The 20,750-nt window shown below is 36.0% G+C and carries 13 protein-coding genes; 9 read left to right on the forward strand and 4 right to left on the reverse strand.

The window, feature by feature from the left end; all coding sequences use genetic code 11:
* Positions 1-517: 517 nt before the first annotated feature.
* Positions 518-1,537 carry a hypothetical protein gene (locus tag ACIGAM_RS16105; RefSeq protein WP_396512497.1) on the reverse strand — a complete coding sequence of 340 codons (1,020 nt, stop codon included), beginning with the start codon at positions 1,535-1,537 and terminating at the stop codon, positions 518-520.
* A gap of 256 nt (positions 1,538-1,793) precedes the next feature.
* Between ACIGAM_RS16105 and ACIGAM_RS16110 the strand changes: the two genes are divergently transcribed.
* The 4 genes from ACIGAM_RS16110 (at position 1,794) to ACIGAM_RS16125 (ending at position 4,328) form a co-directional block, all read left to right on the forward strand.
* Positions 1,794-2,297 carry an OmpH family outer membrane protein gene (locus ACIGAM_RS16110; RefSeq protein ID WP_396512498.1) on the forward strand — a complete coding sequence of 168 codons (504 nt, stop codon included), beginning with the start codon at positions 1,794-1,796 and terminating at the stop codon, positions 2,295-2,297.
* A gap of 530 nt (positions 2,298-2,827) precedes the next feature.
* Positions 2,828-3,346, forward strand: coding sequence for an RNA polymerase sigma factor (locus tag ACIGAM_RS16115; RefSeq protein WP_396512499.1), 519 nt, complete (start codon positions 2,828-2,830; stop codon positions 3,344-3,346).
* A gap of 31 nt (positions 3,347-3,377) precedes the next feature.
* A complete protein-coding gene (locus tag ACIGAM_RS16120) occupies positions 3,378-3,875 on the forward strand; it encodes a hypothetical protein (protein ID WP_396512500.1) in 498 nt (165 codons plus the stop codon).
* Between the two features lie 15 nt (positions 3,876-3,890).
* Positions 3,891-4,328 carry a hypothetical protein gene (locus tag ACIGAM_RS16125; RefSeq protein WP_396512501.1) on the forward strand — a complete coding sequence of 146 codons (438 nt, stop codon included), beginning with the start codon at positions 3,891-3,893 and terminating at the stop codon, positions 4,326-4,328.
* Positions 4,329-4,386: 58 nt separating this feature from the next.
* Here the strand turns inward: ACIGAM_RS16125 and ACIGAM_RS16130 are convergent, their stop codons facing one another.
* Positions 4,387-5,436, reverse strand: a complete 1,050-nt coding sequence (locus tag ACIGAM_RS16130) for a WD40/YVTN/BNR-like repeat-containing protein (protein ID WP_396512502.1) — start codon at positions 5,434-5,436, stop codon at positions 4,387-4,389.
* A gap of 77 nt (positions 5,437-5,513) precedes the next feature.
* Between ACIGAM_RS16130 and ACIGAM_RS16135 the strand changes: the two genes are divergently transcribed.
* Both ACIGAM_RS16135 and purL read left to right on the forward strand, forming a co-directional pair.
* Positions 5,514-6,731, forward strand: coding sequence for an RsmB/NOP family class I SAM-dependent RNA methyltransferase (locus tag ACIGAM_RS16135; RefSeq protein WP_396512553.1), 1,218 nt, complete (start codon positions 5,514-5,516; stop codon positions 6,729-6,731).
* Positions 6,732-6,918: 187 nt separating this feature from the next.
* Positions 6,919-10,581: a phosphoribosylformylglycinamidine synthase gene (gene purL, locus ACIGAM_RS16140; protein WP_396512503.1), complete on the forward strand. Its 3,663-nt coding sequence runs from the start codon at positions 6,919-6,921 to the stop codon at positions 10,579-10,581.
* Between the two features lie 131 nt (positions 10,582-10,712).
* Here purL and ACIGAM_RS16145 read toward each other — a convergent pair whose 3' ends face one another.
* Together ACIGAM_RS16145 and ACIGAM_RS16150 are read right to left on the reverse strand one after the other, a co-directional pair.
* A complete protein-coding gene (locus ACIGAM_RS16145; RefSeq protein ID WP_396512504.1) occupies positions 10,713-12,341 on the reverse strand; it encodes a RagB/SusD family nutrient uptake outer membrane protein in 1,629 nt (542 codons plus the stop codon).
* A 30-nt stretch (positions 12,342-12,371) separates the two neighbouring features.
* The gene (locus ACIGAM_RS16150; RefSeq protein ID WP_396512505.1) at positions 12,372-15,509 is read right to left on the reverse strand and encodes a SusC/RagA family TonB-linked outer membrane protein; all 3,138 of its coding nucleotides are present in this window, start codon (positions 15,507-15,509) and stop codon (positions 12,372-12,374) included.
* Positions 15,510-15,907: 398 nt separating this feature from the next.
* Between ACIGAM_RS16150 and ACIGAM_RS16155 the strand changes: the two genes are divergently transcribed.
* The 3 genes from ACIGAM_RS16155 to ACIGAM_RS16165 all read left to right on the forward strand — a co-directional run bounded on the left by ACIGAM_RS16155 (position 15,908) and on the right by ACIGAM_RS16165 (position 20,681).
* Complete coding sequence (locus ACIGAM_RS16155) at positions 15,908-17,677, forward strand: AMP-dependent synthetase/ligase (protein WP_396512506.1); 1,770 nt, start codon at positions 15,908-15,910, stop codon at positions 17,675-17,677.
* Positions 17,678-17,811: 134 nt separating this feature from the next.
* A complete protein-coding gene (locus ACIGAM_RS16160; RefSeq protein WP_396512507.1) occupies positions 17,812-18,276 on the forward strand; it encodes a MarR family winged helix-turn-helix transcriptional regulator in 465 nt (154 codons plus the stop codon).
* Complete coding sequence (locus tag ACIGAM_RS16165) at positions 18,273-20,681, forward strand: 3-hydroxyacyl-CoA dehydrogenase NAD-binding domain-containing protein (protein WP_396512508.1); 2,409 nt, start codon at positions 18,273-18,275, stop codon at positions 20,679-20,681. The genes ACIGAM_RS16160 and ACIGAM_RS16165 overlap by 4 nt, the downstream gene beginning before the upstream one ends.
* The last annotated feature ends 69 nt before the right edge of the window (positions 20,682-20,750 follow it).

Here is a 20,750-nt window from a genome sequence, read left to right on the forward strand (position 1 = left end):
TCTGTCAATCGACAGAGCTTTTTTTTTTGCTCTTTAATGAATAAAATTAAATGAAATTTGGATATCCGTCACTTCATAGGTTTGCCTAAGACTTGTCAAAAAGCTTAATAGCTATTTACCCAGAAGAAACTAATTAGATTTGTATTTATAGTAGTATTGATTTTATAAAACCTTAGAACTTATATTTTAATTTGGAATGGTAGCATTAAAGAGCTTCTATTGAAGTATAATTTAATAACAGAAATGTCACCTATAAATCGGGGGTTAAGCCTCTTATTTGTATTGAAATAACTTCTAACTGATTTGCTAATAGCCTATACAAATCTATGATTAGGGATTAAATAGATTGATTTGTTCAAACACCCAATAACTCCTCGATATAAGACTCGTGAGTCGCACTAGAATAATTAAAAAAACTTTCTATTGCTTCTAGAATTGTTAATTACTCCTCTAGATATTGTCTAATTTAAAAGCCTGAAATGCTACTGAAAAACACTACCGGTAATTAGATTATCAATTAATTAGGAACTTTCTGCTCTGTTATAGGTTTAACTACAAACGGTGTGAAAAAATCCCAGGTAAGTCCTATAGAAATTCTAGAATAACTATCTACAAAGCGGTAATTATAATCATCATAACCAAAACTAAAACGCGCCATAATTCCTAAATCTTTATCCCAGGGATATAAAATAGCACTTGTTTCTGAACGATAAATATCTGCGGAAGGATGTACATCTGGATGCAACAATATCTTTTGCCCCAGACTATATCGCATCCCTTTAAAATGATCTGTAAACTCATATTCAGCTTCTATTTGATGACGCCCATAAATCTCGATATCCTCCGGGTTATACCCTCCAAACTGAAACATACCTAAAAAACGATTATGATACAGTTGATAAGCCACAGTTAAGGAATGTGATTTTGAAGGATAATTGTTACTATCAAACGTATTTATACGGTAGTTTAATGAAAGGCGAGTTAGGTTAGTTGAGAAATTACCAGATGACCGGTTTAAAAGCTCTGCCAGATCTGTATCATCATTGATGTTATTATACAACAATGTACTTTCTGGACTATTGTCTTCAAATTCTGAACTAAAAGCAGATTTACTCTGCCCATTAGAATAGTGACCCGACTCAATAGCAGCAGTTAAAAAATTATTCTGCTGTGTTTTGATAATAGATTGCCATCCTATAAATGCTTTATAAGAGGGTGTTTTAACAGGTTTAGAATTCTCATCATAAATTCTCAAATGTGGCTGAATACTTAAGTAAACAGCGTCTCCTTTAACAATAGTATCTCTATTTAAAGCATCGCGTATATCATTATAGATACTATAATAAACTACTGGTTGTGCTTCAAGCAAAATTGTTTCATATGGGTTATCACCACTTCCTGCAGCTAAAAACGGTCGTTCAGAAATAGGAAAGTAATCTTTAAAACCACTCCGCTCACCATTTTGAGCATACATAATCTGATTGCTGCCATTACCTAGTAAAAGTATTAGCAGGCTTATGCGGATATAAAACTTCATGAATTCTAATTTAGGGATTTTAGATTGGGTAATATAGAATTAAACAGTAAACTGGTCAAATGTAATTTTGCAATATATATTGACTAAATAACTGGCAAACAACTATTGGTGATATTTCAAATTAAAGATTGATACAAAAGAATTTGAATACCGTCTTTATGGTACGACTTGTGATTAATTAATCAGGATAAAAACAATCACTTCCAAAGAAATACTTTAAATATCTGTATTTTTACTATGTAATCAAGTTCCCCTTATGAAACACGCATTTTTAATACTTTTAGTATTCACAGGTTTAACCGGTAATATATTTGCTCAAGGTACGGTTGCCCATATAAATATGGAAGAGCTTATAAAAATTATGCCCGAAAGCAAACAAGCTGAGGCAGAACTCAATCGTCTTAATCAAGCATATCGCACAGATTTTGAAACTTCTTACAGAGAATATCAGGCAAAATATGTAAAATTTGAAGATGAGGCCTCTACCCTTTCTCCTACCGAAACGGCAAAACATAAAGCAGATCTTGAATTAATTGAACGTAATCTAGCACAATCTCAACAAAACATAGATAAACAACTTGCTGAAAAACGAGAACTATTGTTTGCGCCTATTCGTGAAAAGGCTAAAGAATTAGTTACAAAACTTGCAGACAATCAAGGCTTCTTATATGTACTTGACTCAGCGGCTTCAAACGGACTTATAATGGCTAAAGGGAAAGACTTGATGCCAGAAGTTAAAAGGGCTCTAGGAATTAAATAATAAATATATGTTGGCCAATATAAGTTTTAACCAATAAATTAATACTGGGATTTAGAATTGAAAAAGCCATATTTATAATTAAATATGGCTTTTTTAAATAATGTAATTAATCTAGTCGGGAAATATAACGGTAACAATTAAATCAACTTTTATACTTGGGGCAAAAAAGGGATTTTAAACGGTTTAAATAATTACATCAATTAAAATTAACACTCTAAAACTATTTACTTTCTTTACCAAATATAGGTTCAATTTGAATATAAAACAACTAAATCAGGTATTTTGTCTGAAAATAAAAGCATTTTAACGTGTTTTCTCTTTCGCCTCTAAAGACGAATCTTCATTGTTATAAACGTCAAACCCAAGTTAATTGTCAAAACATTAAATAATTACAGGCATTATAAGCACCTTTAAAATAATCTACTCCTATAAATTTATCTTAATTTAATGCAATGCATTAAACCTTTAGAAAAATCCTAAGTCTTATTAACAGCGAACTTTTTATTTGTTTGCAACAAAGATTAAAAATATTGAGTATTAAAACATTAAATCAGGTTTCGATCAAATTTGAAGATTTGGTAAGTGAATACAAAGAGCGCTTGTATTGGCATATAAGACGTATGGTTATTTCTCACGAAGATGCAGATGATGTTTTGCAAAATACTTTTATTAAAGTCTACAAGAACTTAGATACATTTAATGGCGATAGTCAGATTTATACATGGCTCTATCGTATTGCTACAAATGAGAGTTTGACTTTTATAAAAAAACGACAACGCACCACTCATCTTAGTAATGAGGATTTTCAAGAAAGTCTTATATCAAATCTTACAAGTGATCCTTATTTTAATGGAGAAGAAGCCCAATTAAAATTACAACAAGCGATAGATACATTACCTGCTAAGCAGAAACAGGTATTTATAATGAAATATTATGACGAATTACAATACAACGAAATTTCAGAAATTTTAGGCACTTCTGAAGGTGCATTAAAAGCCAGTTACCACCATGCTGTAAAAAAAATTACAGAATACGTTACCGGTGTTTAAACCTTTTAAAATAACTAAAGTCTAAAACATAATGAAAAGCAATAATACTAATAAAGAACAATTTAATATCCCGAGCGACTACTTTAAATCGTTTGATGATCGTTTGTTTACAGAATTAAAGTTTCAGCAGCTTTTCCCTATTAAAATAAATCCATTTACAGTACCCAATGGTTACTTTGAAGCAGTTGAGACATCTATAATTGATAAAAATAAACCGCAAGGAAAGTTAATTAATTACGATTTTCAAACTTTTGCAAAAGCTTTTGTAGCTCTTGCAGCTGTAGTTGCTTTAATTTTTTATGTTATAAATCCTATAAATACTAGTGAAGATTTTGATTCACTGTCTGTATCAAGTATAGAAAGTTATCTCGTAGATCAAGATCAATTGCCGTATTATTTTTCTGAAGAAGAGCTAACCAATATCGAAGACAATACTTCAATTTTTGATTCTCAGATTGAAAATGAAGAAGTCATTTATGATTACGTAGATCAGGACATCATAGCTAATGCGTGGAGTGCAGATCAATAAACCAAACCAATAACTATGAAGAATTTAATTATAATAATGGGGTTGCTTTTAGGCTTTGCAACTTATGCCCAAAACGATCGCCACGATCGTATAAAGGCTTTAAAAGTCTCATTTTTAACTGAAGAATTAGAACTTACGCCAGCAGAAGCTGAAAAGTTTTGGCCTATTTACAATATTTACGATAAAAAGATGGATGATTTGCGCAATAGAGAGCGTGAATTATTTAAACAAAAATATGGTTCTGCAGGTGCAAAAAATAATTTCTCAGAGGCCGAAGCAAACAAGTTAATTACAGAATACAATGATATCATAGAAAAGCGATATAATCTAGATAGCAGTTTGATGTCTGACTTAACTAAAAAACTTCCTGCTGCAAAAATGGTTTTTCTACCTGAAGTTGAACATAAATTTGGCAAAAAACTCTGGGAAGAATACCGTAAAAGAAAAAAATAATAATATCCTCTAAGCTTTAAAAATGCCTGTTTACACGATGTAAACAGGCATTTATTTTTTAGCGTTGAAACTTTAATTTAGCGACGCGGTTTGTACCTGCTGCATAAGCTATACTATCATTTACAAAACGTACTGTAAAAAAACCTTCTGTACTTAAGTTTATCCAGCTTGACCCTTGATCGCTCGTATAATCAATACCCTCAAAACCTACTGCCAGAATTTCCTTTCCATTTGTATTGGGTACAAACTGCACGCAACTTCTATAACCTGGATTTTTTGAATCTGCGATTAAATTCCAGGTTTTTCCACCGTCTGTAGTAAGTGCTTTGTTGCCCGTATTACCCTTAGGATTAGTGTAATCTCCACCTATTATAATACCCGTATTTTCATCGTAAAAATCTATAGAATACCCACCGGTAGTTGCAATACCCTGTACAATAGGCGTTTTGAACAACTCCCAGGTTTTACCTTTGTCAGCAGTATGTAATACATTAGATTCCGTTCCTCCGGTAATTATCCAGGCGTGATCCTTATAAATGGCGATATTGCTATTACTAGCAGCAAAAGCAGCTTCTCCTTCTGCCACACTGGGAAGCTCTGAGCAGTCAACTTTTGTCCAGCTGTTGCCACCATCACGGGTTACTAGTATTGAAATACAATTTTGAGTAGGGTCACCCATTGCAATCCCCTCTTTATCGTTCCAGAAAATCATAGAATCGTAGAAAGCTTTGGGATCATCTTCCCTATATACAACTTCCATTCCCGTATCACCTGTTTTAAAAAGCAATGCAGGACTTTCAATACTCAACATAAAAAAGTCTTCCGCCGTATGCGCTACAGCTCTAAAATTAGGTATTAAACTATCTTGTTTTAACACCCCGGTATTCCAGGTTTGGGTATTAAAATCATATAACCCGTATTTACCGTTAGAGCCTGCAAATGCGAGACTGCCATCATTAAGTATATCTATTGCACGTATACTTACAGAGTCACTATAAATAGTCTCAATTTCAACACGTTTAATAGGGCTCAAATTCTCTTTTTTTTCTTCGGAATTCTTACAACTCGAAAGAATAATCAAAGTAAGAATTGTAATATAAAGTCTCATATTCTAAAATTTAGGGAAATTTAAAACTATTCGCCTTTAAACCTGTACCTTTGCCCACATTTTTAAATACACTTTTTATGCGTTTACACCGCAATCTGGTTTTCGCCGTCGTTGATGGTCTTATCGAAATTTTTAACGAAGGCAGCTATGCCGATAAAGTTATATCAAAACAACTTAAGCGTGATAAACGCTGGGGATCTCGTGATCGTAGTTTTGTAGCAGAAACAACTTATGATATTGTTAGATGGAAACGTCTCTACGCAGAAATTGCAGAAGTTAAAGAACCCATAGACCGCAAGGATATCTGGCGCATGTTTGCCGTTTGGTGTACCCTAAAAGGCATTAAATTACCAGAGTGGCCGCAGTTTGAAGACACACCTACCCGTCGTATTAAAGGTAGATTTGATGAACTTTCTAAAATTAGAAAACTGCGTGAATCTATCCCAGATTGGTTAGATGAATTAGGCGAGAAAGAATTAGGCGATAAATGGGATGTTGAGATAGCCTCTTTAAATAAGCAAGCCCCTGTGGTACTTCGCGCAAATCGCCTTAAAGGAGATTTAGATACGCTAAGAGCTGCACTTGTAGAAGAAGGCCACGAGACCGAAACTCTTAAAGCCTATCCTGATGCTTTACAACTGCAGGAGCGCGGAAATGTATTTGCTACAGAAGCTTTTAAAAATGGCCTTTTTGAAGTGCAGGATGCATCTTCTCAACTGGTAGGACCCTATTTAGGGGTAGAACCGGGTATGCGTGTAGTAGACGCGTGCGCGGGTGCAGGTGGTAAAACACTACATCTAGCTGCTCAAATGGATAATAAAGGTCAATTAATTGCTTTAGATATCTACGCTAATAAATTAAAAGAATTAAAGCGCAGAGCACGTCGTGCCGGTGCTCATAATATAGAAACCCGTACTATAGACAGTACTAAGGTTATCAAAAAATTATACAACTCTGCAGATCGTTTACTTATAGATGCACCTTGTACAGGTCTTGGTGTTTTAAGTCGTAACCCGGATGCAAAATGGAAATTGCAACCCGATTTTGTTGCAAAAATTCAGGAAACACAACAGGCACTTCTAGTAGATTATTCAAGAATAGTAAAACCGGGTGGGAAAATGGTTTATGCGACCTGCTCAATTTTACCTTCTGAGAATCAAGAACAAGTAAAAAAATTCTTGAAAACTGAGGAAGGAAGAGAATTTAAAATTGAAAAGCAAAAAACAATCCTATCTAGCGAAAGTGGATATGATGGTTTCTATATGTGCCTAATGGTAAAGAAAGATAAAGCTTAATTGTAAGCAACGATTAAACGTAAAAAGCCTCTTAGAAAAATCTAAGAGGCCTTTTGTATTTTAATTAAATAGAACGCAACTAGGTTATCAACATCAATGAGTTAAATTCTGTTGAATTTCTTTAAAATCTTAGGGTAATCTAAAGGTCAAAAATCACTAAATTTGTCGCTTCTTTAGCAAAAGCACTATGATTCATTTTTTCGGTTCACAAGAAACCAAAATTTTCGCAGTTCAAACTAATAATGAACTTTTACAAGAAGATATAAACAAGCTTAACTGGCTTTTTGGCAATCAGGATAAAATACAAGCGTCTACTTTAGACGCTTTTTTTATTGGTCCACGTGCCACAATGATTACTCCCTGGAGCACTAATGCCGTTGAGATCACTCAGAATATGGGTATTGAAGGCATCATACGTATCGAAGAATTTGTTGCTGGTAAGGCAGATTTTGACCCCATGCTCTCTCAGGAATATCCTAAGCTTGATCAAGATGTATTTACAATAAATATTGAGCCAGACTCTATCTTACATATAAAAGATATTGCAGCATTCAATCAGCAAGAGGGTCTTTCCTTAAATGAGGAAGAAGTAGCTTATTTAGAAAGTGTAGCTAAACGTATAGGCCGTCCACTTACAGACTCAGAAGTTTTCGGCTTTAGCCAGGTAAATTCTGAGCATTGCCGTCATAAAATTTTCAACGGTACGTTTGTGATAGATGGTGAGGAGATGCCTACTTCACTTTTCAAGATGATACGCAAGACTTCCGCAGAAAACCCTAACGAAATTGTTTCTGCTTACAAAGATAATGTTGCCTTTATAAATGGACCTAAGGCAACACAATTTGCTCCCAATACCGCTGATAAACCAGATTATTATACCGAAAAGGAATTTGATAGTGTACTGTCACTAAAAGCAGAAACCCACAACTTCCCAACCACTGTAGAACCTTTTAATGGTGCTGCAACCGGTGCAGGTGGAGAAATTCGTGATCGTCTGGCTGGTGGTCAGGGATCATTACCGCTGGCAGGAACTGCAGTTTATATGACGGCGTATTCCCGATTAAAGGCAGAATCTCCACGCGATTGGGAAGATGGTATGCCAGCCCGAAAATGGTTGTATCAAACACCTATTGATATTCTGATAAAGGCTTCTAACGGGGCTTCAGACTTCGGAAACAAATTTGGTCAACCGCTTATTGCAGGTTCAGTTTTAACTTTTGAACACGAAGAAGGTGGTCGCAAACTGGGCTATGATAAGGTGATTATGCAAGCCGGTGGTATAGGTTACGGTAAAAAGAATCAAGCTTTAAAAGAAAAACCGCAAACCGGGGATAAAATTGTAATTCTGGGTGGTGACAACTACCGCATAGGGATGGGCGGTGCTGCAGTTTCTTCTGCAGACACGGGTGCCTTTAGCTCTGGGATTGAATTAAACGCTATTCAGCGCTCTAATCCTGAAATGCAAAAACGAGCTGCAAATGCCATTCGTGGCATGGTAGAAAGTGATGAAAATACCATTGTTTCTATTCACGATCACGGTGCCGGTGGTCACTTAAACTGTCTTTCTGAACTGGTTGAAGAAACCGGTGGTTTAATTGATCTAGATAAACTTCCCGTGGGTGACCCTACTCTTTCAGCTAAAGAAATTATAGGCAATGAGTCGCAAGAACGTATGGGGCTTGTAATAGGAGCTCAAAATGCTGAAACTTTAAAACGTATTGCAGATCGCGAACGTTCTCCTATGTACGAAGTAGGTGATGTGACCGGTGATCATCGCTTTACATTTAAATCTAAAACTACAGGTGAAAAACCTATGGATTTAGAAATGAATGATATGTTTGGCAGTTCACCAAAAACCATAATGACCGATTCAAAAATAAGTCGTGTTTATGATGATGTTTCCTACTCATTAGAGAATTTTCACGACTATTTAGAAAATGTGTTGCAACTGGAAGCTGTTGCCTGCAAAGACTGGTTAACGAATAAAGTGGATCGTTGTGTAGGTGGACGGGTTGCAAAACAGCAATGTGTGGGTAGTTTACAAATTCCACTAAATAATGTGGGTGTAATGGCCCTTGATTTTAACTCTAAAAATGGTGTTGCTACGTCTATAGGTCACTCGCCTGTAAGTGGTTTAATAAACCCCGTTGCAGGAAGTAAAAATAGTATTGCAGAAGCACTTACAAATATTATCTGGGCACCACTTGAAAAAGGCTTAAAATCTGTTTCACTATCTGCAAACTGGATGTGGCCGTGTAATAATGAAGGCGAGGATGCACGTTTGTATGAGGCGGTACAAGCTGTTTCTGAATTTGCCATAGACCTGGGAATTAATATTCCTACCGGTAAAGATTCGCTTTCTATGAAGCAGAAATATCCTGATGGTGATGTGATTGCTCCCGGAACAGTTATAATATCTGCAGCCGGAACTTGTAGTGATATAAATAAGGTTATCGAACCTGTTTTACAACACGGTGAAGGGGCTATCTACTACATTAATTTATCTCATGATGATTTTAAATTAGGAGGATCTAGTTTTGCTCAAATTCAGAATAAAATTGGTACTCAGGCGCCATCTATACAAGACAATTTAGCGTTCGCGAAAACATTTGATGTTATTCAGGATTTGATTAAAAAGGATCAGATCGTTGCCGGGCACGATGTTGCTTCCGGCGGACTTATAACCACACTTTTAGAATTGTGTTTTGCTGAAAATAACTTAGGTGTATCTATAGACCTGACTACTTTTGAAGAGAAAGATTTAATAAAAATACTTTTTGCTGAAAATGCAGGTATTGTATTTCAGGCAGCTAAAGATGCAGATGTTGAATCTATTTTGACTGAAAATAGTATTGCTTTTTTCAATATAGGTACTACTACTGAAACTGCAGATTTAGAACTTAAAAAAGACACTATAGAAATAGGACTAAATATCCCTTCTTTGCGTAGAAGATGGTTTCAAACTTCGTATTTACTAGATCAGCAACAAACTGCTAAAGGACTTGCAGGAGCGCGCTTTGCAAATTTTGACAGACAGGATTTAAAGTATACATTCCCAAAACAATTCACAGGTATTAAACCTGAAATCGATGCTACTAAACCACGCCCTAAAGCAGCAATTTTACGGGAAAAAGGAAGTAATAGTGAACGTGAGATGGCAAATGCAATGTATCTCGCTGGTTTTGATGTAAAAGATGTGCATATGACCGATTTGATTACCGGTCGTGAAACACTTCAGGATATTCAGTTTATAGGTGCTGTGGGTGGTTTCTCAAACTCAGATGTACTAGGTTCTGCTAAAGGCTGGGCTGGTGCATTTTTATACAACGAGAAAGCCAATACTGCTCTTAAGAATTTCTTTGCGCGACCAGATACCCTTTCGGTAGGTATTTGTAATGGTTGCCAGCTTTTTGTAGAGCTCGATTTATTAAATCCAGAACATGTACAAAAACCAATTATGCAGCATAACGACTCTAATAAGCACGAGAGCGGATTTACAAGTGTTACTATTGCAGAAAATGATTCGGTGATGTTATCTACGCTTTCAGGAGCAACATTAGGAGTGTGGATTTCTCACGGAGAAGGTAAATTTAATTTACCACTTGATGAAGATAATTACAAAATCGTAGGTAAATATGGTTACGATGCGTATCCTGCAAACCCTAACGGAAGTAGCTACAACACCGCAATGATGACTGATAAAACAGGGCGTCACTTAGTAACAATGCCACACATAGAACGTTCTATATTTCAATGGAACTGGGCAAATTATCCAAAAGGTCGCCAAGACGAAGTAAGCCCCTGGGTTGAAGCTTTTGTTAATGCCCGTTTATGGATTGAAAAGCAATAACTTGCTGATAATATTTTGATTAAAAAAAAGCACAGATTCTTTGAATCTGTGCTTTTTTTATACCCTATTTATAACGAAAAACCCGATGCTATAAGCACCGGGTTTAAAATTAACTAGGTAGTAAATTAAATCTAATTTTGATCAGCTTCATTAATATTTGGATTTGCATCAATTTCAGCTTGAGGAATCTTGAAAATCCAATCATCGTTAACTGATGGTTTATCCTGGATAAAGCCGTCTTGATAAAGAACTGCTGCTGCACCAGAATTTGTTAAGTCTATTCCCTCATCCCAGCGAATATGATCGGTATAACTAAATCCTTCGCCATAAAGCTCAATATAACGTTGAAATTTAATTTGCTCCATAAGCTCTGCCTGAGTATTGTATTGATCAATATCAAAAGCACTGTCGCGAGCACTTCCTAAAGCATCTAATGCCGCTTTAGCACCAGTAATATCATTACTCATAGCTTTAGCTTCTGCTTCTATAAGATACATTTCTGCAGAACGCATATAAATAACATCATCAGGATCTATAGTCCCAGGATTTTTATTTAAAAACTTTACGTGCATATAAGGATGCGTATTGTGCTGTGGTGTCATCCCATATTTTGAAATGATCGCATCAAAAGCAGCCTCAAATTCTTCTTCAGTATCATAGTTAGGATCTGATTCAAAACTACCTCCCTGATCATTAGAAGCAGATGAATTTGTGTTAGGAGCATCTGGTAAAAATGCTTTCGTTCTAAAATCTGTATCAGGAAGCATATCGTACATTTCCTTATTTACTAATTTAGGATTACCTCTGTTTTGACTTCCGTTGAATGTTGGAGAAATCAGATAAAAGTATGATCTAAAGAATGTAGTTTCCGTAGAAATTACATTACCACCCCAGATAACTTCTGGTAATTCATTGGTGTTAAAACCAGACAACCAGTCTGCTTCATTCATTAATGGATAGCCATTACGAGCTAATGCAGCCGAACTTGCAGCTGTAGTCCAGTCCCCTTTAGATAACGCAATACGTGCTTTTATACCGTAAGCTGCATTAATATTTAATTGAGACTTAATTTTTGCACTTCCATTTCCTCTTGGGTCTGCACCTTCAAAATAGGTAATTGCCTGATCTATATCCTTTTCCATTTGAGCATAAACTTCTGCAACTGTAGCACGTGCTTCACTCGTAAATGGGGGCTCTGTAGCAAAAAGTAAAGGCACACCCGGATCTGTCGCCGGATCACCTATAATGTATCCTTTTGCATACGAAGTCACTAAGCGATAGTAAGACCATGCTCTATAAGCATATGACTGACCTAAAACATCACTCAAATTCTCATCAATCGCGAGTCCGTCTTCCTCAACTTGATTAATTATAGAATTAGCACTGGTAATAAAGTGATAGCGCTGATACCATAATTGCTCTGCAGTTAATGAAGTAGATACATTATGAGAATTCCATTGTAATTCTGATGTCATCCATCCGTTTGCTGGCGCAGAGTGAATAAGATCACCGGTAAGCACATCTCCTAGGGGTATAAAGTAATGCTCCCCTGCTCTACTTGCAGAACCTCCTGGTATTGGAGATTGCGCATACATTTGTCTATGGAGTCCATTTAGTATTAATCTCATATTTGCTACAGATGATAAAGCATCTGCCGCAGATATTGCGTCTGTAGGTTTAGTTTCCAGAAAATCTTCTGAACAACTTAATGTTGAAATCATAACTAATGACAACACTACTATTTTAATTCGTTGTAACATATGTATAAGTTTTATTTTCTTGTCGATTAATTAAAATGAAACATTAACTCCAAAAGAAACCACTCGAGAAGGATTGTAGTCATTACCAGAACCTGTGCCTGCAAGGTTATATTGCGGATTTAAACCATTACGTTCACTATTAAAGTATAGATTCTCTCCTGCAACAAACAGACGTAAATTTTCAAAACCTAAACGCTCTGAAATATCTGTATTAAATGTATAAGATAGGTTTACATTACGTAGCGCAACAAATGATGCATCTGTAAGGAAACGAGTAGACTGCGTTTGAACTTGGTTTGAATTTCCATTTTCTAAACGTGGTACTGAAGTAATATCTCCCGGGTTTCTCCAAGCGTTAAGCGCATCTGGATGATAAGCATCTCCATAATCTCCAGTGTGCATTAAACCTGCATAACCATTATCTAAGATTTTTCCGCCTTGAGAGAAAGTGAATATAAAATCTAAAGCAAGACCTTTATAATTAATCCGGTTTTGGATAGAACCTATTAAATCTGGTATAGATTGTCCCCCTACATAAGCTCTACCTGCTTCATCCCAATCGTTTGTTGTTGCTTGTGTACCATCTGCATTTAAAACAGGAACACGCTCACCAGCATTAACATCACCTTCATACATATTGTAAAGCGCATCTCCATTATCTGGATCTACGCCGGCATAGTCGTATATGTAGAAATCAAATCTAGAACGACCTACTTCCCAACGTTTTGACCCATTAACAAATGGTGATGGTAAGTCAGTAATTTTATTCTTAAAAGTAGATGCCTGAGCAGTTACAGACCAGTTTAAATTTTGAGTTCTAATAAGATTTGCTGTTAAAGCTAATTCAAAACCTTCATTATACATTGTTCCTACGTTTTGAGGAACCTCATTTAAACCATTAGATAATGGAATAGGTAGGTTGTACAAAAGATCAGAAGAGTTCTTTTTGTAATATTCAAAAGAACCATCTAAGAAATTATTGAAAAGACCAAATTCTAACGCAATATCATAGCTCTCGATAGTTTCCCAGGTCAATGCTGAGTTACCTATATCTGATAAAAATATCGCAGGATCACCGGCATTTGAGGTAAGTGAATAACGAGGTTGTGATAAGTAATAATCTAATAAATCATCATTACCAACTTCACCATAAGAAGCACGTAATTTTAACTGATTGATAAAATCAACATTATCCATAAATTTTTCCTGATCTATTCTCCAAGAAGCACCTACAGAATAAAAAGATCCCCATCGTACGTCACTGTTAAAAACAGAACTTCCATCACGACGTACAGAACCACTTATATAGTATCTGTTGTCATAATTATAGTTTAGACGCGCAAAATATCCCTCTATCCGCTTGTCTGAGCTATAACCACCTAAACTTACCGGAGTAGAAAAGTTGTCATACTCATATATACCTTCAGCAGTTTGTACTGTTGCAAGACCATTATTTTCTGAATAATGACGATCAAAACTTTCGTGACCAAGCGTTAAATCAACATTGTGAACATCTGCAAATGACTTATTGTATGTTAAGAGTTGGGTGAAGTTTTCTACCGTTCTTCTAAAACGAGTCTCTCCATAACGACCTGTTGGTGCACCATCTCCTACAATAGCATTTTCATAGCTCTTATTAATATAGTCCTGAATATCCTGACCATAAGTTAATCGTGCTTTAAGACCATCAATAATTGTAAATTCTGAATAAAGACGTAAACCTAGATTATTGATATCTGTTTGCTCATCATTAAAAATGGTTTCAGCAATACCATGACGTCCTGGATTATATGGTCGAGATTGAATACCATATTCTGAATAACCTTCCCCCAAATCAAAAAGGCGGTCACCATTCACATCTAAAACATAGTTACCATTTGAGTCAACTTGATATACCGGATATATAGATCCAAGATCTTTTGCCCAGTTAAATGCATTTACGATACTACCAGTTCCTGCACCACCTAAACCACTCGATTTACTAAGAGCAAGGTTAATGCTACCACCAACAGTTAACCATTTGGCCGGAGTAAAATCTCCATTAAGTCGTGAAGTCAATCGGTTAAAATCACTTTGTATTACATACCCTTCTTCTTTAAGGTGTGATGTAGAGAAAAACACTTGATGATTCTCTCCACCAGCAGAAACAGAGACCGAATTATTAATACGACTACCTGTTCGTTGCAATGCATCATACCAGTCAAGACCTTGGTAGACAACTTGTGCATTAGGATTTATTTTGCCATCTGTACCTACAATCTGATCGTTAGCAACATTAAAAGGATTGTAACCTAACCTATTAAATATGGAAGCTGAAGCTTGTGCTGCAGGATCTGCAACATTCAGTGAATTCTTATAAGCTTCCCACATAAGTTCGTAATACTCTCCGGGATTAACTGCATCATAATTAGATACACCTTGATTAACAACGCCATATTGAGAAGAAGCCGTTATACGTGCAGGTACGCCTTTTTTACCACTTTTAGTAGTGATTAGAACTACACCATTTGCTGCTCTCGAGCCGTATAAAGCTGTAGATGCTGCATCTTTAAGTACAGTTATAGATTCTATATCGTTCTGGCTAATACTATTTAAACCACCTTCAAACTGAATACCATCTACTATATATAAAGGATCTGTACTCCCATTTAAAGTTCCAACACCTCTAATAATTATACTTGGGGAGGAACCGGGTTGTCCTGATGCAGAGATAAATTGTACACCAGTAGTCGACCCTTCAAGAGCTGCTATAGGAGATGTTACAACACGTTTTTCAAGATCTTCAGATTTAATAACACTAGCTGATCCTGTAAATGCCTCTTTAGTGGTTGTACCATAAGCTGTCACAATTACCTCTTCTAAAGATTCTGAATCTGTTTGTAATGCTAATGAGAATTGAGTAGCATCTCCTACTTTCTTTCTTAAATTTTTAAAACCAACATAAGATATTACGAGTGTTTCAGTAGAGGAAGCTTCAATACTAAAATTCCCGTCAAAATCGGTTTGTGTACCTTTACTTGTACCCTCAATTATTACCGAAGCACCAGGCAGAGGTTGGCCATCTTCGGCAGTGGTAATCGTACCACGTACAGTTTTTTGCTGTGCAAAACTTGAGTAAATACCAAGAAATAACACAAAAAATACGCTAAGTAGTTTTTTTAATTCCATATAAAATTTTGTTAATGATTTAACGCAAGATTAACAATCAAGACCTTTTTTACAAGTTGTAATCCTATAGGATTAATAGACAATAAGATGATTATATAGCCTTTGTAAAAGCTTTTTTTTATATATGGTAATTAACAGAGCTTTGATTCATAAAGTGTTAATAAAGGACAGCCAGAATTATCATTATTTCAATTTATCAATTCTGAAAAAAATTACGTTTTTTGTGATTTAAAATCATTCAAAATAACAATTGTTGTTTTTTTACCCTCAATCTGAGCATATTGTCGACAGTCTAGTACAAATAGCATAATCTTATTACAACGTTGTAATTATTTATAAAAATTAGAATATAGCTGTCAAATTTGCTATTTTGCAAGACAAACCCTATTAGACAACCTATGGAACCTAAACGTCTCTTTGACTTCCCATACTACCAGCTTGAGAAGTATAAACTAGAAAAAGCTCTAGTAACTAAATACAATGGGGAGTGGGTAGCTACAACTACACAATCCTATATAGATCAAGCAAATGCCATAAGCCGAGGTCTTTTAAAACTAGGCGTAAAACCTAACGATAAAATTGCCGTAATCTCTTCTTCAAATCGTACTGAATGGAATATTATGGACATCGGTATCCTGCAATTAGGTGCTCAAAATGTACCTGTATATCCTACAATATCAGAAGAAGAGTATGAATATGTACTCAATCACAGTGAATCGAGCTACTGTTTTGTTTCAGATAAAGAAGTATTAGATAAACTTAATGCCATAAAAGATAATGTTCCCTCATTAAAGGGTATTTATTGTTTTGATACCATTGAAGGTTGTCAAAACTGGGAAGAAGTAAAAGAATCTGATACCCAATTGCAACCAGAGGTAGAAAAATTGAAAGATGCTGTTAGTGAAGATGACCTTGCTACATTAATATACACTTCAGGAACCACAGGCAGACCCAAAGGAGTTATGCTTAGTCATAAAAACGTTGCTTCAAATGCGCTAAACAGTGAAAGTAGGTTTCCTATTATTCCCGGCAAAAGCAAAGCATTGAGCTTTCTTCCTGTATGTCATATCTACGAGCGTATGCTTATGTACCTCTACCAGTATAGCGGTGTAAGTATCTATTTTGCAGAAAGCTTAGAAACAATAAGTGAAAATTTAAAAGAGGTTAAGCCAGAGGTGATGACTGCTGTACCTCGCCTTTTAGAAAAAGTATATGATAAAATTATTGCAAAAGGAGCCGATTTAACCGGTGTAAAGAAAAAATTGTTTTTCTGGGCCGTAGAGCTTGGACTAGAATATGAGCCTTATGGTCAAAACGGCTGGTGGTATGAGAAAAAACTTGCTCTTGCCCGCAAATTAATCTTTAGTAAATGGCAGGAAGCATTAGGTGGAAACTTAAAAGTTATCGCCTCAGGTAGTGCTGCTTTACAACCCAGACTAGCGCGTGTTTTTAACGCAGCAGATATTGCTGTAATGGAAGGTTACGGTCTTACCGAAACTTCTCCGGTAATTTCTGTTAACGATATGCGTAACGAAGGTTTTAGAATAGGAACTGTAGGTAAACCGATACCTCACACAGAAGTTAAAATAGCCGAGGATGGTGAGATTTTAATCAAAGGTCCGCAAGTAATGATTGGTTACTATAAAGACACAGAGAAAACAGATGAAGTTCTTATAAACGGTTATTTTCATACGGGAGATATAGGAGAAGTTGACAAACAAGGTTTCTTAAAAATTACAGATCGTAAAAAGGAAATGTTTAAAACAAGCGGCGGTAAATATGTAGCTCCCCAGCTTATAGAAAATGCAATGAAGCAATCTCGTTTTATAGAACATATCATGGTCGTAGGTGAAGGTGAAAAAATGCCTGCAGCATTTATACAGCCCAACTTTGATTTTGTAACCGAATGGGCAAAAAAGAAAGGTCTTGATATAGGAACTACTAAAAAGGATCTGGCTACTAACCCCGAAGTAATTAAACGTATTCAAGAAGATGTAGATTTGTATAACGAGAAGTTTGGTAAATGGGAACGTATTAAGAAAATTGAACTTACTCCAGATGAATGGAGCATAGATTCAGGACACCTTACCCCTACTATGAAACTTAAAAGGCGCATCGTAAAACAAATGTATATCGAGCAATACAATAAAATATACGAACATAATTAATTGAAAAACTCCTTAGAAATAAGGAGTTTTTTTATGAATATTCTTTTCCGCTAACATATGAAATGTTAATCTCGTAAAATTTATCATATTTATTATGCACGCATAGTATTATTTTTTTAACTTTACGCAAACGTATGAGTAAAAAAGATATTACAATAGATCACGCGCTAAGAGCAACTTGGCAGGCTATTACAAAAATGTATAATGAGCAGGCTGCTCAGCTAGATAGTACAATGGCTACAGGATTTGCTTTATTAAGTATAGATCCTGAGGAGGGCACTCCTTCTACAGCATTAGGACCAAAAATGGGAATGGAAGCTACAAGCCTTTCAAGAACCTTAAAGTCTATGGAAGAACGCGGTTTAATCGTGCGCAAGCCTAACCCTGCTGATGGTCGTGGAGTACTTATTTTCTTAACCGAATTTGGTAAAGAAAATAGAGATTTTAGTAAAAATAGAGTCTTGCGGTTTAATGATGCTATTAGAAATAATATAGACAATCAAAAAATCGAACATTTTTTTGAAGTCATTCACGTCATCAATGATTTGATACAGAATAAAAAAATTTATAACACATCTGAAACTACTATAAAACAATGAGTAAAAGACGTATAAACAAAGTTGCAGTTATAGGCTCTGGTATTATGGGAAGCGGTATCGCTTGTCATTTTGCTAATATAGGAGTCGAAGTACTACTGCTCGATATAGTTCCCAGAGAACTTACCGATAAAGAACATGCAAAAGGACTTACTTTAGAAGATAAAGTGGTTCGCAATCGATTAGTAAACGATCACCTTACTAATTCTTTAAAATCAAAACCCTCTCCTATTTACCATCCAGATTTTGCTAAACGCATTACCACCGGTAATATGGAAGATGATATTGCAAAGGTAAAGCACGTAGATTGGATTATTGAAGTGGTAATCGAACGCCTTGACATCAAGAAACAAGTTTTTGAAAATTTAGATAAACACCGCACTCCGGGAACCTTGATTACTTCAAACACATCAGGTATTCCTATACAATTTATGAGTGAAGGGCGTAGTGAAGATTTTCAGAAGCATTTTTGCGGAACGCATTTCTTCAACCCGGCACGTTACTTAGATCTTTTTGAAATAATTCCGGGACCTAAAACAGATCCTGAAGTTCTTGATTTCTTAAATGCCTACGGCGAAAAATTTTTAGGTAAAACTTCGGTAGTTGCAAAAGATACTCCGGCGTTTATTGGAAACAGAGTGGGTACTTTCAGCATAATGAGTTTATTTCATACGGTTGAAGAATTAGGGATGACCGTTGAAGAAGTTGATAAACTAACCGGTCCTGTTATAGGTCGCCCTAAATCAGCAACATTCCGTACAGTAGATGTTGTGGGTCTTGACACTTTAGTTCACGTTGCTAACGGTATACGCGAGAATGTAAAGGACGATGAGCGTAAAGAACTTTTTACGTTGCCTAACTACATCGACTTAATGCACGATAAAAAATGGCTGGGAAGCAAAACCGGACAAGGATTCTATAAAAAAATAAAGAATGAAGACGGCTCAAGCGAGATTCAAACGTTAGATTTAGGTACGATGGAATATCGTGCAAATAAACGTGCTTCATTCACTACGTTAGAACTTACAAAGTCTATTGACAATGTTATAGATCGTTTTCCTGTTCTAATAAAAGGAAAAGATAAGGCCGGTGAATTTTTCCGTAAGAACTTCGCAGGATTATTTGCTTACGTACAAAATCGTATTCCGGAAATTACAGACGAGCTTTATAAAATAGATGACGCGATGCGCGCCGGATACGGCTGGGAACACGGACCATTTCAAATCTGGGATGCTGTAGGTGTTGAGAAAGGAATTGAATTGATGAAAGCTGAAGGTTATGAAGTAGCCTCGTGGGTTTCAGAATTGGTTTCATCTGGTAAAAATTCATTTTATTCTGTTAAAGAAGGAAGTACTTTCTACTATGATATTCCGAAGAAAGAATACATCAAAAAACCGGGTCAGGACGGCTTTATCATTTTAGACAACATTAGAGAATCTAAGCAGGTTTTCAAAAATAGCGGTGTAGTTATAGAAGACCTAGGGGATGGTATTCTAAACCTAGAATTCCGTTCAAAGATGAACTCTATTGGTGGCGATGTACTTGCTGGCTTGAATAGAGCTATAGATATGGCTGAAAAAGATTTTGCAGGATTGGTAGTTTCTAATCAGGGTAAAAACTTTTCAGTAGGTGCAAACATCGGAATGATTTTTATGATGGCTGCAGAACAAGAGTATGATGAACTTAATGCTGCTGTAAAATATTTTCAAGACAGTTGTATGCGCTTGCGCTACTCTTCTATTCCTACTGTAGTTGCACCACACGCAATGACTTTAGGTGGCGGTTGTGAAATGACTTTACACGCAGACCGTGTAGTAGCTGCTGCAGAGAGCTATATAGGGCTAGTAGAATTTGGTGTTGGGGTAATTCCCGGCGGTGGTGGTTCTAAAGAGATGGCACTACGAGCTTCAGAAACTTTTCATAAAGATGATGTAGAGCTTAACAGGTTACGTGAATATTTTTTAGCAATAGGTATGGCTAAGGTTTCTACTTCGGCATATGAGGCATATGATTTAGGTATTCTAAAACACGGTAAAGATATCGTCGTGGTCAATAAAAACCGCCAGATTGCAGCAGCTAAAGAGGTTGCTAAATTTATGGCAGATCAAGGATATACAAAACCGATTCCACGCACAGATATTAAAGTTCTTGGTAAACAAGCTCTAGGTGCTTTTTACGTAGGAACAGACCAGATGAATGCCGGTAAATACATAAGTGACCACGATAAGAAAATTGCAAATAAACTAGCCTATGTAATGGCTGGTGGTGATTTATCTGAAGCTTCTTATGTAAGTGAGCAATATCTGTTAGACCTCGAGCGTGAAGCATTCTTAAGTCTTTGTGGCGAACGCAAAACTTTAGAGCGTCTACAGCATATGATTCAAAAAGGGAAACCGCTAAGAAATTAGAATCCCCACCTGACCTCCCCCAAGGGGAGGAATAATTAGTGTTGAACAATAAAAATCCTATTTCCTCCT

Source organism: Leeuwenhoekiella sp. NPDC079379, from assembly GCF_044542075.1.
Lineage (GTDB): Bacteria > Bacteroidota > Bacteroidia > Flavobacteriales > Flavobacteriaceae > Leeuwenhoekiella.